At 36.5% G+C, this 16,542-nt stretch carries 14 protein-coding genes; 2 read left to right on the forward strand and 12 right to left on the reverse strand.

The genetic code is table 11. The features are described from left to right. Positions 1-2 precede the first annotated feature (2 nt). Positions 3-770: a TatD family hydrolase gene (locus G7081_RS01625; protein ID WP_166006819.1), complete on the reverse strand. Its 768-nt coding sequence runs from the start codon at positions 768-770 to the stop codon at positions 3-5. Positions 771-835: 65 nt separating this feature from the next. Then, positions 836-2,842: a methionine--tRNA ligase gene (metG, locus tag G7081_RS01630; RefSeq protein ID WP_166006821.1), complete on the reverse strand. Its 2,007-nt coding sequence runs from the start codon at positions 2,840-2,842 to the stop codon at positions 836-838. A 243-nt stretch (positions 2,843-3,085) separates the two neighbouring features. Here metG and add point away from each other — a divergent pair, with 243 nt between their 5' ends. Further along, positions 3,086-4,105: an adenosine deaminase gene (gene add / locus G7081_RS01635; RefSeq protein WP_166006823.1), complete on the forward strand. Its 1,020-nt coding sequence runs from the start codon at positions 3,086-3,088 to the stop codon at positions 4,103-4,105. A 26-nt stretch (positions 4,106-4,131) separates the two neighbouring features. Here add and uvrC read toward each other — a convergent pair whose 3' ends face one another. After that, positions 4,132-5,904, reverse strand: a complete 1,773-nt coding sequence (uvrC, locus tag G7081_RS01640) for an excinuclease ABC subunit UvrC (protein WP_166006825.1) — start codon at positions 5,902-5,904, stop codon at positions 4,132-4,134. A 134-nt stretch (positions 5,905-6,038) separates the two neighbouring features. Between uvrC and G7081_RS07720 the strand changes: the two genes are divergently transcribed. Further along, the gene (locus G7081_RS07720; RefSeq protein WP_166006827.1) at positions 6,039-6,722 is read left to right on the forward strand and encodes a prepilin peptidase; all 684 of its coding nucleotides are present in this window, start codon (positions 6,039-6,041) and stop codon (positions 6,720-6,722) included. 42 nt (positions 6,723-6,764) lie between these two features. Here the strand turns inward: G7081_RS07720 and G7081_RS01650 are convergent, their stop codons facing one another. From G7081_RS01650 to ruvB, 9 genes are all read right to left on the reverse strand, one after another. Then, positions 6,765-7,994 (reverse strand): C40 family peptidase, encoded by a 1,230-nt coding sequence (locus tag G7081_RS01650; protein WP_166006829.1) that lies wholly within the window; start codon positions 7,992-7,994, stop codon positions 6,765-6,767. Between the two features lie 124 nt (positions 7,995-8,118). Further along, positions 8,119-8,607: a rod shape-determining protein MreD gene (gene mreD / locus G7081_RS01655; protein WP_166006831.1), complete on the reverse strand. Its 489-nt coding sequence runs from the start codon at positions 8,605-8,607 to the stop codon at positions 8,119-8,121. 32 nt (positions 8,608-8,639) lie between these two features. Next, the gene (gene mreC, locus G7081_RS01660; RefSeq protein ID WP_338064555.1) at positions 8,640-9,494 is read right to left on the reverse strand and encodes a rod shape-determining protein MreC; all 855 of its coding nucleotides are present in this window, start codon (positions 9,492-9,494) and stop codon (positions 8,640-8,642) included. A gap of 132 nt (positions 9,495-9,626) precedes the next feature. Continuing rightward, on the reverse strand, positions 9,627-12,200 hold the full coding sequence (gene adhE, locus G7081_RS01665) for a bifunctional acetaldehyde-CoA/alcohol dehydrogenase (RefSeq protein ID WP_166006835.1): 2,574 nt from the start codon (positions 12,198-12,200) through the stop codon (positions 9,627-9,629). Positions 12,201-12,341: 141 nt separating this feature from the next. Next, positions 12,342-12,635 (reverse strand): post-transcriptional regulator, encoded by a 294-nt coding sequence (locus tag G7081_RS01670; RefSeq protein WP_166006837.1) that lies wholly within the window; start codon positions 12,633-12,635, stop codon positions 12,342-12,344. A gap of 58 nt (positions 12,636-12,693) precedes the next feature. Further along, the gene (gene yajC, locus G7081_RS01675) at positions 12,694-13,059 is read right to left on the reverse strand and encodes a preprotein translocase subunit YajC (protein ID WP_166006839.1); all 366 of its coding nucleotides are present in this window, start codon (positions 13,057-13,059) and stop codon (positions 12,694-12,696) included. Positions 13,060-13,153: 94 nt separating this feature from the next. Continuing rightward, on the reverse strand, positions 13,154-14,299 hold the full coding sequence (gene tgt / locus G7081_RS01680; protein ID WP_166006841.1) for a tRNA guanosine(34) transglycosylase Tgt: 1,146 nt from the start codon (positions 14,297-14,299) through the stop codon (positions 13,154-13,156). Positions 14,300-14,428: 129 nt separating this feature from the next. Further along, positions 14,429-15,463, reverse strand: a complete 1,035-nt coding sequence (gene queA / locus G7081_RS01685; protein WP_166006844.1) for a tRNA preQ1(34) S-adenosylmethionine ribosyltransferase-isomerase QueA — start codon at positions 15,461-15,463, stop codon at positions 14,429-14,431. 101 nt (positions 15,464-15,564) lie between these two features. Then, the gene (gene ruvB, locus G7081_RS01690; RefSeq protein ID WP_238786665.1) at positions 15,565-16,524 is read right to left on the reverse strand and encodes a Holliday junction branch migration DNA helicase RuvB; all 960 of its coding nucleotides are present in this window, start codon (positions 16,522-16,524) and stop codon (positions 15,565-15,567) included. Positions 16,525-16,542 lie beyond the last annotated feature (18 nt).

The raw sequence follows: 16,542 nt of genomic DNA on the forward strand, positions 1-16,542 counted from the left end.
AGCTAATTTAACCTAAATAGTTTATGAGCATTACGTGTTGTCTCTTCCGCTATCCTTTCCCATGGTTCATTTCGTAACTCCGCTATCCGTTCAGCCACATAACGTGTAAACCCAGGTTCATTACGCTTCCCTCGATAAGGAACTGGCGCTAAATACGGAGCATCTGTTTCGATTAATAGTCTTTCAAGAGGGACTAACTTAGCCACATCATGAACTTCAATAGCTTTTTTAAAAGTTACCACACCGCTTAATGAAATGTGCATACCTAGATCAATAAAACGTTCCATCCATTCCGAATCACCACTAAAACTATGCATAATACCACCCGCTTCAGGTACCTGCTCATCTTTAAGAATACGATAGGTATCTTCCATGGCATCTCGCGTGTGAATGCTAATCGGTAGATTATGTTCTTTGGAAATGGCAATTTGACGACGAAACACTTTTTCTTGAACGTCTTTTGGATCTTCCATCCAATAGTAATCCAAACCAATTTCACCTAAAGCGACTACTTTCGGTAAGGTTAGTTTCATTTCTAAATCTTTTTCAATCTCTTTTGAATAATTACCAGCTTCAGTCGGATGCCAACCAATAATACTGTATAAATGATCATACACTTTGCTCAGTTCTAATGACTTTTTGATTGTCGGAATATCAAAACCAACAATGGCCATTTCAGTCACTCCTAACTCAGCAGCACGTTGAATAGTTTCTGGAATATCATCTTTAAACTGGTCAACATTTAAATGGGTATGGGTATCAAAAATCATTCTTTTTACTCCTCTCATCTATACGGCAAAACGATTGAAGGCATTCCCTTCAATCGTTTGAAACCTTAGGCAATCACTGAACCGTTCGGAACGCCTTTAGGTGCTTCCATAATTTGTAACTTACCATCAAATTCAGCTGATAGGATCATTCCTTGACTAATTTCACCACGTAATTTCCTTGGTGTTAAGTTAGCAACTACCATCACTTTCTTACCAACTAAATCTTCTGGGTTCGGATAAAATTCTGCCACACCTGATAAGATTTGACGGTGATTTTTATCACCTGCATCTAAACGGAATTGTAATAATTTATCGGCACCTTTGACTTTTTTACAATCAATAACTTCTGCTACTTTAATTTCCACTTTGTCGAAATCATCATAAACAATTGCTTGTTCTTTGACGCTAACCAATTCTGTTTCAGTTGGATCCCACGTGAAATCCTCAGCATTTTCACTAGCTTTTTCATTCATTTTTTCTTTAATATAAGCGACTTCTTCTTCCGTATCTAAACGCGGGAAGATTGGTTGACCTTTACTGATTACTTTTGTATCAATTGGGAACTCACCAAAACGAATTTCTTCGATCCCCATATCCGAATCATCTAAACCAAGTTGCGCAAAAATTTTCTTAGGCGCTTCTGTTAAAATCGGTTGTAATAATAATGCTGCAATTCTCAAACTTTCAGCTAAATGAACCATTACACTATCTAACTCTGCTTTTTTCTCTGGATCCTTAGCCAACACCCAAGGCGCTGTTTCATCAATATACTTATTGGCGCGAGAGATTAACACCCAAATTTCTTGTAGGGCAACACTAAACTCCATGTTATCCATTGCTTTGTGATATTTACCAATCACGTTGGCAGCTGTTGTTGATAGCTCACCATCAAAATCAGTTACAAGTGAAGCGTACTTAGGAACCACACCATCACAATATTTATTAATCATTGCAACCGTTCTGTTCAACAAGTTCCCTAAATCATTAGCTAAATCATAATTAACACGGGCTACAAATTCTTCTGGCGTGAAGACACTGTCATTTCCAAATGGAATAGCACGCAATAGATAATAACGTAATGCATCCAAGCCGTAACGTTCAATCAGCATATCAGGATAGACAACGTTCCCTTTTGATTTAGACATCTTCCCATCTTTCATCACGATCCAACCATGTGCATAAACTTTCTCTGGTAATGGTAAATCTAATGCCATTAACATAATTGGCCAATAAATCGTGTGAAAACGTACGATTTCTTTCCCAACCATGTGGACATTAGCCGGCCAGAATTTTTGAAAATTTTCATCATCTTGACTGCCATATCCTAATGCAGTGATATAGTTAGATAACGCGTCAATCCAAACATATACAACATGTTTAGGATTACTTGGGACAGGCACTCCCCACGAGAATGTTGTTCTTGTCACTGCTAAATCTTCCAGTCCAGGTTTTATGAAATTATTGATCATTTCATTTTTACGTGATTCTGGTTGAATAAAATCTGGGTTCTCTGCATAGTATTCAAGTAAACGGCCAGCATACTTACTCATTCTGAAGAAATAACATTCTTCTTTAACTAATTCGACTTCATGACCACTCGGCGCTTTCCCACCGATAACTTTTCCGTTATCATCATGGAAAACTTCCATCAACTGACTTTCAGTAAAATATTCTTCATCAGAAACAGAGTACCAGCCTTCATACTCACCTAAATAAATATCCCCTTGCGCTAATAAGCGTTCGAAAATTTGTTGGACACGTTCCACATGTTCTGGATCTGTTGTACGAATAAATTTATCATTTGTGATGTCTAAATCTTTCCATAACTTTTGAACATCAACCGCCATTTGATCAACATACTGTTGGGGAGAAATATTCATTTCTTCTGCTTTTTGTTCAATCTTTTGGCCATGTTCATCTAAACCTGTTAGATAAAAAACTTCATGCCCTGTTAAACGTTTATAACGCGCTACAGCATCGCAAGCAATCGTTGTATACGAGCTACCAATATGTAATTTACCACTTGGATAGTAAATTGGCGTTGTTATATAAAATGGTTTCTTTTCTGTCATTTCAAATGACCTCCTTTTAAACTAGCGCCTTACTATGTAGCACCGTTTATAATCAGGTATAATTATATCATATTTGCGGACAAAATCAGCATTAAAAACATGGAATTCTCACTGGTCCCACTATATTATTAAAAGTAACTAAGAAGTTCTAGCTTACTTCCTTCGAAGTGTAGTAATTAATTGAAATAACCTGTATATTATATCTAAATAATCTTGTTTAAAAATTCAATTGGAGGGAAACACATGGAAGAACAAATCATTCAACACTTGCCTAAAATCGAATTACATTGTCATTTGGACGGCTCTGTTCGTCCTCACATATTAGAAAGATTAGCTCAAGAACAAGGAAATCCTCTCCCTTATAGCAGTGCCGAACTAGCTTCAAAATTAACTGCCCCAGAAGATTGCGAAAGTTTACTAGAATACTTAGAACGTTTCGACATAGTGCTCCCTTATTTACAAACAGCGGAAGCGATTGAATTAATTTCATATGACTTAATTGAACAAGTTGCTGAAGAAAATGTTGCTTATATTGAAGTTCGTTTCGCACCTTTACTTTTTGCGCATCAAGGATTAACAATTAATCAAATTGTTGAGGCTGTTATTGCTGGTTTGAAACGTGGTGAAGAAGTATTCGGTGTAAAATCAAACGCTTTATTATGCGGGATGCGTCACCACACAAATTCGGATAACAAAGCTGTTGTCGAAGCCACAAAAAATTATTTAAACAATGGTGTAGTAGGATTTGACATCGCTGGTGATGAAGCCCAATTCCCAGCAGATTTATATACTGACCTCATCACACTTGCAAAAAAATATGCTATCCCTCTAACGCTACACGCAGGAGAATGTGGTTGCCCTCAAAACGTTTTGACCTCTATCAAGTTAGGAGCAACTCGTGTCGGGCACGGCATTGCCATTGCAAAGGACGATGCCATCCTAGCAGAATGCAAAGAACGCGGCACCGTTATCGAAATGTGCCCTACAAGTAATTTCCAAACTAAAGCTGTCACAAAATTAGAAGACTACCCTTTCAAAAAATTTATGGATGCTGGTTTAAATATTTGTATTAATACTGATAATCGAACTGTTTCAAACACTACGCTTACTAAGGAATATACTAAGCTTCACAAATGGTACAATATCGATTACCGTTGCATGGAACAACTAAATCACAACGCTGTTAACGGCGCATTCATTTCGGATAACGAAAAAGAACAATTACACACTTTACTAAAAACGGCATATTACGACTATAAATAAAAAAGCTAGGCATACGCCTAGCTTTTTTATTTTAAATGATCAATTAACTTTTCAGCTACTCCCTCAGGAAGACCACTACTAATCAATTCTTCTTTTGAAGCTTCTTGAATATTTTTATACGATTTAAATTTTTTCAAAAGCTGTTGTTTTCTCTTGGGACCAAGTCCATCAACACCATCTAATTTCGAAGCAAAACTGGTTTTACTTCTTAGCTGACGATGGAAAGTTATGGCAAAACGGTGGACCTCATCCTGTATTCTTTGTAGCAAGAAAAACTCAGCTGAATTCCGTTTCAGAGGGATGACATGGTGATCCGCACCATAAATCAATTCACTCGTTCGATGTTTTTCATTTTTAACTAACCCCGCAATCGGAATGCTTAATCCTAGCTGATTTTCGAGGACCTCCCGCGCAGCTTCAACCTGTCCTTTACCTCCATCAATTAAAATTAAACCTGGTTTTTCAAGCTCATCCTTTAATACTCTTGAATAGCGACGATAGATTACTTCCCTCATCGAAGCATAGTCATCTGGACCAACTACTGTTTTAATTTTATATTTTCGATACTCATTTTTAACTGGTTTACCATCAACAAAAACCACCATAGCAGAAACCGGATTAGTCCCCATAATATTCGAGTTATCAAAAGCCTCAATCCGGTGCAACGAGGGTAGATTCATAGCACCCGCTAATCGGTCAATCGCTCCTACACTACGTTCTTGTTTTTTTATTGTTAAATCAAACTTTTCCTTCAACGCCACATCAGCATTTTTAGATGCCAGTTGAACTAACTTTTTCTTTTCACCCCGTTGCGGTTGAGTCACTTTGACACCTGGAACTAATAAACTAACATCACTAATCGTAAGCGTTTCTGGAATAAAAATTTCCTTTGGCAATAAATGCCGACCCTCATCATAAAATTGTCCAATATATGTTAGCAAGTCGTCTGTCGCTTCTCCATAAAATGGAAATAAAGATACATCACGTTCAATAATTTTACCTTGTCTTACAAAGAAAACTTGTACACACATCCAGCCTTTATCCACTGAAAAACCAAAAACATCACGATTGACAAAGTCTGTTTGCGTCATTTTTTGTGGCATCATTACGGACTCTATCGATGACAACTGGTCACGGTATTCTGCCGCTTTTTCAAACTCAAGATTGTTAGCTGCTGCTGTCATTTTTTCTTTTATTTCAGCTTGTATCCCCCAATAATTACCACTTAGGAATTTTTTAATTTCTGTTCTCATTTCTAAAAACACTTGCGGATTCACATCAAAATAACCCGGACATAAACACTGCCCCAGGTGGTAATAGAGACAAGGTTTTTTAGCAGATAAACTACACTTTCTTAATGGATATAATCTATCCAACATTCTTTTCGTTTCATTCGCCGCCTTAACATCAGGATAAGGACCAAAGTAATCGGCATGATCTTTCTTAATTTCTCTCACAATCTTTAATTGAGGATACTTTTCATTAGTAATTTTTATGAACGGGTAACTCTTATCATCCTTTAACAGAATATTATATCGAGGTTTATTTTCTTTAATTAGATTAATTTCTAGCAAAAGCGCTTCTTTATTTGACTCTGTCACAATATATTCAAAATCAGCAATTTCGCTAACTAACTTCTCAGTTTTGGTATTATGGCTTCCCGTAAAATAAGAACGAACACGATTTTTCAATATTTTTGCTTTTCCTACGTAAATAATATCTCCGAATTCATTCTTCATCAAATAACACCCTGGCTGTTCAGGTAATAATTCTAATTTCCCTTTGATTCGTTCATTCATTGGTTCACCTACTTTCGACTATTAAGATGCCTTTATATCATTATAGCAAAATACTCTTTTAAATACTTTTACCCCGTTTTAAATATAATATTTTACGTAACTTACTAATGATAACAAACGGGGAGGAGCAAGTTATGTTAAATGCCACACTTTTCTATATTGGCTGTTGTTTTGGTTCATTTCTCAATCAAGTTGCTTTAAAAAATGTACTAACAATTAATTTTCAAAGGTCCACTTGCGATTCATGCTCAAAACAATTAACGTGGTATGATCTAATCCCATTATTTTCATACATATTATATAGAAGAAAATGTCGATATTGTAATTTTCCCATTGCATATTCATATTTAATCGCTGAGTTGATTTGCGGCGCCTTGTTCATTTTAATTTTCTGCATACAGCAATTGCAATCAATTATTATAATCACCACGCTAATCCTCGCATATTTATACAGTTTAATGGATTATTATCATTTAGAAATCAATCCAACACTTTTTTATCTACCTAATATTCTTCTTTTAGTAACTGTTGTCAGCATAAATGGCATAACCGAAACATTACATATATCTTTCACTTTCTTACTGTTTATTGTTTTATTTAGCATTACTAAACTACTTCCTAATTCCCTTGGGGGAGCGGATATAAAAATTATCCTTTCATGGAGCATTTTTTTTGAACCATCAATTATTCTAATAACATTAATCCTATCCTCGGGAATAGGGCTATGTTACTCACTTCTAATGACGAAAACTAACACCTCGCCATTCATTCCATTTTTAACACTTGGCTTATTACTTGCACTATTGTTAAATAAATAAAATAAAAAAACCAACTCAATTGAGTTGGTTTGACATTTTAAATTAGTTTACACGTACTGCGAAATCTGGTGAATACCATGCAAAGTTCGAAGTCGTTACTGTTTGGCCTTCAGTTGGTGCATGAACATATCCTGTTCCACCAGTTGAAATAGCTACATGATGAGTACCACCTTGTGGTCCCCAGAACAATAAATCTCCTGCTTGTGCTTGTGATAATGGGATCACAGTTCCAGCTGATTCTTGAGGAACTGTCCAACCACCAATTTCTTTACCTGTTACTGCACGATATACATACGCTGTAAAACCAGAACAGTCAAATGATTCAGGACCTTTAGCGCCCCAAACATATGGTTTACCAATATGTTTCATTGCTTCAGCAACAATTGCTGAACCACTTGCGTTAGGATTAGCTGGCGTCGTTGGCACTTCAGGCTTTTGAACAGGCGCTTCAGTTTCAGGTGTCGTTTCCTCTTTTGGAGCTTCCGTTTGAGGCGTTGTTTCCTCTTTTGGAGCTTCCGTTTGAGGCGTTGTTTCACCTTTTGAAACTTCAACTTCTTCTCTTGAACTTTCTGCTTTAGCAACTGCTTTTTCTTGTTTTTCTAATGCTTTTTCAGCTGCTTTAGCTTCAGCTAAAAATTCATCTTTTTTAGATTTTTCAGTTGCTTTTTCAGCTGCTAAGCCATTTGAAACAGCAGCTTTTTGAAGTTCTTGAGTGATTAACTCACCTTTTTTAGCTTCTAATTTAGCAGCGTTGTTTTGAATTGTTGCAACTTTTTCTTCTGTTGCTTCTTTTTTCTTTTCAACTGCTTTTTTATCTTGCTGTTGTTCAACCATTAAATCATTTCCGGCACCAACTAAACGAGTTGCAGCTGCTACTCGAGTAATGGCTTCTGAAACTGATTCAGCATTTAAAACGGCATCAATAAAAGTTGTCCCTTTACGATCTGTTTGAACTGATCTTGCTTGATCTTTAATCGCTGCTTCACGTTTTTCAATACGTTCTGTTAACGATGTGATTTCTTTAGTTAATTTTTTAGTTTCTTTATTTAACGAAACTTGCTCAGCTTGTAATGCTGATGCTTTCGCTTGAATATTTGCAATATTTTCTCTAACTGAAGTTAATTCAGCATTTGCTGCTGCTTCTTTAGAACTTAAGTCTGATATTTTTTTGTCTGAGTCAGTTGCTGGACTAGCGCTTGATAATACAGGTAGTACTGTTGCACCAAACATCATTGAACTGATCATTACTGTTGATAAAATACGTTTTTTCAAGGTTGTTACCTCCGAAGTTTTTTCTTTTTCTAAGTTTCATATAGGGCAATCCCCTATTCAACATTCAAATAATATCATAGCAACATGTCAACTGTATAATAGAAATGTTACAATCATGTTTCAATTACACGTTAGCCTTTTTTAAGAACTTATTAATTGGAAAACTTAACAATAAACAGGCCACTATATTAAACATCAATGTCGGTCCCAAGTTCCCTACTACATACCTTGCAACGCCTGGCGTTCTTAGGTTGAATACCACTTGTAGTAAGTACGCACTACTATCCATTATTGTTATGAAAACAATTAAACCTAAGATAATACTTAACATGTTAATAGGGACATGTTTAAATACCAGATATACAAGTAATACTGTTAATGGTAAAACAACCATATTTATTCCAATAATGCCATAATAGTAAATATCAAAAAGTAAGCCAATAAACATACTAGTTATTACCATATATCGTTTCGAATACCAAATGCTTGCCAATATTAACGCAATCAAAAGTAAGTGACTGTTTAAAAAAGCCTGATTAGTCATCACACTTCTTAAACCGCGACTAAGTTGTCCATCCAACAGGGTTAAGATAAACAATAGAACTGGTAGCACAATCTTAAATATCTTTTGCTTATCCATTCTTCTTAACCTTCACTTTCTGCTAAGCGTTTGATAACCGTTACAAACGAAATATCATACATTGAATTTATTGGTTTTATATAGACTTCTTTATCGAGACCTAAACCATTTTTTTTGATTCCAACAACTTCTCCAACTATTAAACCACTCGGAGAATTACCTCCTAAACCTGAGGTAGTTACTTTATCACCTGACTTCAACCCATCTAATGAAGTTAATTGGTTCACGATAAAATGACCGCTTTTTTCCTCATAACTTGCTAACAACCCGTAAGACATGTCGCCTTTGTCTGGAGAAATCATAACCGGATACTTGTTAACACTTTGATTATTCGATGTTAGTAGCTCTACTTTTGAAGATAACTTATTGACTTCAATTATTCGACCAATCAAACCTTCAGATCCCATAACCGGCATATCAACTTCTACACCTGCATCTTTACCTTTATCAATAATCAAAATATTTTGCCATGTGTCAGGAGAGCGACTAATAACACTGCCTGTGATTTTTTCATAACTTGACAAACTATCTGACATTTCAAGTTGATTTTTCAAATCTTTATTTTCTTTTTTAAAATTTTCATTTTCTCCTTGGATAACAGCATAACTGTCTAAACGTTTTTTTAATCTAGCATTCTCGTCAAATGTATTAAATAAATTTCCAATCGAATCAGTTAAATTACTAATCGCTTTTACAGGAGCCGAAACAATTTTATCTACGGTTCCTACAAAATCATTTGTTGAGGATTGAACAACTCCCGTTTCTTTAGTTTCATTTCTTTTAAGCGCAGAAAAACTAACTAAAAAAACAACTGCCAACACTAATGAAATAAGAATGATTATTTTTTTATTTGAATTCATATCCTTCACATCACTACGCCCCAATCTTGAAATTACTATTGCTAACTATTTTAACATTCTTTTAATAGTTTTTCTATTTTATCATGCTTATCTTTATAAAAAATAAAAAAGCCCCAAGAGGGCTTTTATTTTTTATCCTTTATATGCTGCTTCGATAATCCCTTTTAATTCTGAAATTAAAGGCTCTTTAGGATTTGCAGTTGTGCATTGATCTTCGTAGGCAAGTTCTGCCAAGCGATCCACTGTACTATTTAATTGTTTGTCAGTTACACCTTGTGCTTTAAAACTCATATCTATGCCTACACGTCTTCCTAAATCAGTTACTTCATTAGCAAGCGACTCAACCAATTCTGTTGTTGTTGTTCCTTTCAAACCAAGGAAACGAGCGATTTCAGCATAATCTTCATCCGCACGGAAATAGTCATATTTAGGGAAAATAGCGTGTTTAGATGGATCTTTAGCATTGTAACGAATAACGTGCGGTAATAAAATGGCGTTCGTACGACCGTGAGGGATGTGATACTCACCACCACATTTGTGCGCAATCGAATGACAAATACCTAAGAACGCATTGGCAAATGCCATTCCCGCCATCGCTGAAGCATTGTGCATTTTCTCCCTGTTTTCCTCGTTTGGTCGATCACAAGAAGCCTCTAAGTTTTCAAATACTAATTTGATTGCTTGCAAGCTTAGTCCACGAGTATAATCAGAAGCCATTACAGAAACATACGATTCAATTGCATGAGTTAACACATCCATACCAGTATCAGCAGTAACTGAACGTGGTACTGATAATACGAATTGCGGGTCAATAATCGCCACATCCGGCGTTAACGCATAATCAGCTAATGGATACTTAACCCCTGTCTCGCTGTCTGTAATAACAGCAAAGGGTGTCACTTCAGATCCTGTACCTGATGTTGTTGGGATACAAACGAATTTCGCTTTTTCTGCTGTTGGAATTTTATATGCACGCTTGCGAATATCTAAGAATTTTTGCTTAGCCCCAAAAAACTCTGTATCTGGGTGTTCAAAGAACAGCCACATGCCTTTCGCCGCATCCATTGCAGAACCACCACCTAAAGCAATAACAGTATCCGGCTGGAAAGCGACCATTCTTTCAGTACCTTTATAGACCGTATCGCTTGATGGGTCTGGTTCGACATCAGAAAACATTTCAATCTGCACATCATTTTTACGTTTACGAAGGGTTTCTATTACTCGATCAGCATATCCAAACTTAACCATACCTTCATCACAAACTAAGAAAACACGATTAACATCGGCCATCTCTTCTAAATAGTTTAACGAGTTCTTTTCAAAGTAAATTTTTTGAGGTAGTTTAAACCATTGCATATTATTTCTCCGTTTCGCTACAGTTTTAATATTGATTAAGTTTAACGCTGACACATTTTTTGAAACTGAGTTCTTACCATACGAGCCACAACCAAGTGTCAAGGATGGAATCATTTCATTGTATAAATCGCCAATCCCACCTTGTGCCGCAGGACTATTAACAAGAATACGACAAGCTTTCATTTTCAAACCAAATTCAATTTGCAGCGCCTCATCTTCTGAGTGAATTACGGCTGTGTGACCCAATCCAAACTCTTGCATATTTTCACACATTTGAAAAGCTTCTTCTTTTGAGTCAGCTTTCATCATTGCTAAAACTGGTGATAATTTTTCAAGCGATAAGGGGTAATCAATCCCCGTTCCCTCTAATTCCGTTACTAAAATTTTCGTACCTTCCGGAACTTTAATACCTGCTAGTTTAGCAATATCTACCGCACTATTCCCTACGATAGCAGGATTAACAGCCGTTTTACTTTCATTCATTACAGCTGCTTCTAACTTTTTAAGCTCAGATGCTTTGGCAAAGTAGACTTGATGTGCTTGAAATTCTTTTTTTACATCATCGTAAATTTCTTTATCAACAATGACCCCTTGCTCGGAAGCACAAATCATTCCATTGTCAAATGCTTTCGAAACGATTAAATCATTCACTGCACGTTTGATTTTAGCTGTTTTTTCTAAATAAACCGGCGTGTTCCCTGGTCCCACACCCAAGGCTGGTTTACCCGTTGAATAAGCTGCCTTGACCATACCTGAGCCGCCTGTCGCTAATACAATCGCAACACCCTCGTGATTCATCAAACCGTTCGTCCCATCAATAGATGGCTGTTCAATCCATTGAATACAATTTTCTGGTGCTCCGGCTTGAACCGCTGCATCACGCACGATTCGTGCTGCTTCAGCAGAAGATTTTTGCGCACTGGGATGGAATGCAAAAATAATCGGATTACGCGTTTTCAAAGAAATCATTGCTTTGAAAATAGTTGTTGATGTTGGATTCGTTGTTGGCGTCACCCCACAAACAACTCCAACGGGTGTTGCAATTTCGACAATCCCTTTCGATGGATCTTCATTAATAACTCCAACTGTTTTATTATCCTTAATATTGTTCCAAATTGATTCGGATGCATACATATTTTTTATCGCTTTATCTTCATATATACCACGACCCGTTTCCTCAACTGCCATCTTAGCTAACGGCATATGAGCATTAAGTGCCGCCATCGACATTTGATGAACTATATGGTCAACCTGTTCTTGATTAAGCTTTTCCATTTCTATTAAAGCAGCGTTTCCTTTGACGACTAACTCATCAATCATTTCTTTAACACCTTGATTTTTTTCAGACATTTACTGTATCCTCCCAATTTTCTTTCATTTGTTAAACTTTTCACAATCATCATATAACACAACGAGGAATAAGTAAATGCTTTTCTGTGATTTTTTTCACAAAAGATTTCAAAAAAAGAAAAAGACCTTTATACCAGCCTTTTAATCTAACAAATCTTTTATTTTATCCCAATCAAATTCATGACTCTTTACTGTCTGAGCACAGATCACTTGATAATCAAAATAATCATTAGCAGTAATGCTTTCAATATCTATTTTCATTTCAGAAATTGTTTTGGGAAACTCCCGCTTCCAACGATAGGCTATAATATAGTCCCACAAACTACTAGGTACCACTTTTTTGTAGCCTTCTTCTTGTAACTCGGCTGCTTTAACCTTAACCTTTGTATTCAATTTTTGCTTTTTTATAATTCCCAATCGGTTCTTCTTTTTCATAACACTGCCCCTGTACTCGAAATAAAAAAGGGAGGCTTTATTAGCCCCACCTTAATTATTATTTGTTATTTGGTTCTTCAATTTCGACTTCAACTGCTTCGACTACTTCATCAGTAGTTGGCGTTTCAACAGTTGTTTCTGTAACCGTTTCTGTCACTACATCAGCTGCTGGCGTTTCAGTTACTGTTGCAATTGCTGAACGGTTAAATTCTAATTGAATGCCTTCGCAATCTAACCAAACTGTATCTTTAGTTTGATCAATTTCAGAAATAACACCGTGTAAACCACCGATTGTTACTACTTTACTTCCAACTGTCATTGAATTTAATAAATCTTGTCTTTTTTGTTGTTGTTTCTTTTGAGAACGCGTCATGAAAAACATCATTCCACCTAAGACAACTAACATTAGTAATGTTGAGCTCATTTTATTGTCCACCTTATTTTTTAGATTTTCTCTTACTTCCACTTCACTTTATCAAAAATATTATGATAACGCTACTATTTTAAACGTAAACAAACTAGAAATTTTTTGCATTTTCTTTATTAAAGCCGTACTCTTCAAAGAAAGCTTCACGGTACTCTAATAAGTTATCATCCATAATCGCTTGTCTAATCCCTTGCATTACTGTCTGCAGGAAATATAAGTTATGATATGACGTCAATCGAATACCAAACGTTTCATCACATTTTATTAAGTGGCGAATATATGCACGAGTATAGTTACGGCATGTGTAACAATCACATTTTTCATCAAGAGGACGGAAATCTTCTGCGTATTTGGCGTTTTTCACAACTAAACGTCCTTTACTTGTCATACATGTACCGTTACGAGCGATACGTGTTGGTAAGACACAGTCAAACATATCAACACCATTAATAACACCATCAATTAGAGAATCCGCTGTTCCAACACCCATTAAATAACGCGGTTTATTTTCTGGAATCAAACCACCCATATATTCCAAGACACTGTTCATCTCTTCTTTAGTTTCACCTACTGACAAGCCACCAATCGAATACCCTGGGAAATCCATGCTAACTAAATCTTTAGCACTTTGCTCACGTAAGTCTTTATACCCCGCACCTTGAATAATCCCAAACAGACCTTGACGATCTGGATTAGCATGCGCTTCTAAACCACGTTCTGCCCAACGACTTGTTCGTTCAATAGATTTTTTGACATAATCATGACTTTCATGGAATGGTGCACATTCATCAAAACTCATCATAATATCTGGGCCTAATTTATTTTGGATACCGATTGCTTTTTCTGGAGATAGGAACATTTTCGAACCATTCAAATGGTTTTTAAAACTCACACCTTCTTCAGTAATATTACGCATATCAGATAACGACCAAACTTGAAAGCCACCTGAATCTGTCAAAATCCCTTGATCCCAGTTCATAAACTTATGTAATCCACCTGCTTGTTCAACTAAATCCTCACCAGGTCGTAACCATAAGTGATACGTATTAGCCAAGATAATTCCTGCGCCCATTTCTTTTAATTCTTCCGGCGCCATAGTTTTTACAGTTGCCAACGTTCCAACTGGCATAAACATCGGAGTTGGGAATGTCCCATGAGGCGTGATTATTTCACCTAATCGTGCCCCCGTGTGTTTTTCTTTTTTGATTAAACGATAACGAATGGCTGGTTCTGTCATAACCTTAACCTACTTTCATATCATATATTTTTTCTACTTACATACCTTAAATATAATACCGTTGTTTCCGGCTTTTAGCAAGATGAGACTACCCTGAATTAAATAAAAAAAGCTTACCTAAGTAAGCTTTTATTTTAAGAACATGGCATCTCCAAAACTGAAGAATCGATACTTTTCTGCCACAGCGTGGTCATAAGCAACCATCACTTTATCGCGGCCTGCAAACGCACTCACTAACATAACTAGTGTTGACATTGGCAAGTGGAAATTCGTTGTAAAAGCATCAACAACTTTGAATTGATACCCTGGTGTAATAAAAATGCTTGTCCAACCACTGTCCGGTTTGATTTCACCATCAAATTTAGTCCCAATTGTTTCTAATGTTCTGATAGAAGTCGTCCCTACCGCAACTATTCTACCCCCACTTTCTTTCACTGTATTCAATTTATCTGCCGCTTCTGCCGTTAATTTATAAAACTCACTATGCATTTCATGATCTTCAATCGAATCCACACTGACTGGTCTAAACGTGCCTAAGCCAACATGCAGAGTTAAATACACTAACTCTACTCCTTTGGCAGAAATTTTATCTAATAACTCTTGTGTGAAATGTAATCCCGCTGTCGGAGCTGCTGCTGAACCATTTTCTTCTGCATAAACAGTTTGGTATCGTTCCGGGTCTTCTAACCGTTCCTTGATATAGGGTGGCAACGGCATTTCTCCTAGTGACTCAATAATCTCTAAGAAGACTCCTTCATATTTAAATTCAATAATTCGTCCACCATGATCTAATTCTTCTAAAACCACAGCTTTTAGTCTACCATCTCCAAAAGAAATCTCTGTACCTTTTTTAGCACGCTTCGCTGGTTTAATTAATGTTTCCCATTGATTCCCTTCAGTATTCGTCAACAACAAGACTTCTAAGTGTCCTCCTGTTTCTGGTTTTTCCCCATAAAGACGAGCAGGTAATACTCGGGTATTATTCATCACTAAAGCATCACCTTCATTTAACTCTTCTAAAATATCATAGAAATGTTTATCTTGAATATTTCCTGTTTCTTTATCTAGAACCAATAGTTTAGAAGTTTGACGGTCAGCTAATGGCGTTTGTGCAATTAACTCTTCTGGTAATTCAAAATCAAAATCGGCTGTTGTATATGTCATCTCTTATTCCACTCTTTCATCTCATAATTTCTCTTAGTTAGTTTATCACGTTTAACACCTCGTTGCGACCAAATAAAAAAACTTCAACACGGAGTCGAAGTTTACTTATTTTCTATATAGTCATACCCTAAATGCTCATACGCTTTCGCTGTTGCCATACGTCCACGAGGTGTCCGCTTGATAAACCCTTTTTGAATTAAGTATGGCTCATACATATCCTCAACCGTCTCGGTCTCTTCACTAATATTAACAGCTAATGTACTTAATCCAATCGGACCGCCTTGGTAAAGATCAATCATCGTCTTGAGAATTTTTTGATCGACATAATCTAACCCTTCATGATCCACTTGTAGCATTGTAAGAGCAGCGTCGGCAATTTGACGATTGATGACACCGTCACTCTGTGTTTGCGCATAATCTCGCACACGTTTCAACAAACGGTTAGCAATCCTTGGTGTACCTCGAGAACGACGAGCAAGTTCAAACGCACCTTCTTCAACAATTTCAGTATCAAAAATATCTGCAGAACGACGAACAATTTCTTTCAAATCATCCGTTTCATAATATTCCATGTGAGAAATAATGCCAAAGCGATCACGTAATGGCGCTGACAGCATGCCTGCACGCGTCGTCGCTCCTACTAGAGTAAATGGTGGCAACTCAAAATGAACCGGATGAGACGTCGGCCCTTGGCCAACCATGATATCGACATAAAAGTCTTCCATCGCAGAATATAACAATTCTTCAGCCACTCTTGGTAAGCGATGAATTTCATCAATAAATAAAACGTCACCTGGTTCCAGCTCATTTAATAAAGCAACTAAATCTCCTGGTCGCTCAATTGCCGGACCACTAGTCGTTCTCACTTGTACGTCCATTTCATTTGCAATAACCATTGCCATTGTCGTTTTACCTAATCCAGGTGGTCCATATAAAAGAACATGATCTAAAGATTCAGAACGGGCTTTAGCTGCTTGAATGTAAATTGATAGTTCTTTTTTTACTTTATCTTGGCCAATATACTGAGACAAATATTGCGGACGAAGAGATAATTCGCTCATCTCTTCAGACTCAGTTGC

It is taken from the genome of Vagococcus coleopterorum (genome assembly GCF_011303955.1).
GTDB lineage: Bacteria > Bacillota > Bacilli > Lactobacillales > Vagococcaceae > Vagococcus_D > Vagococcus_D coleopterorum.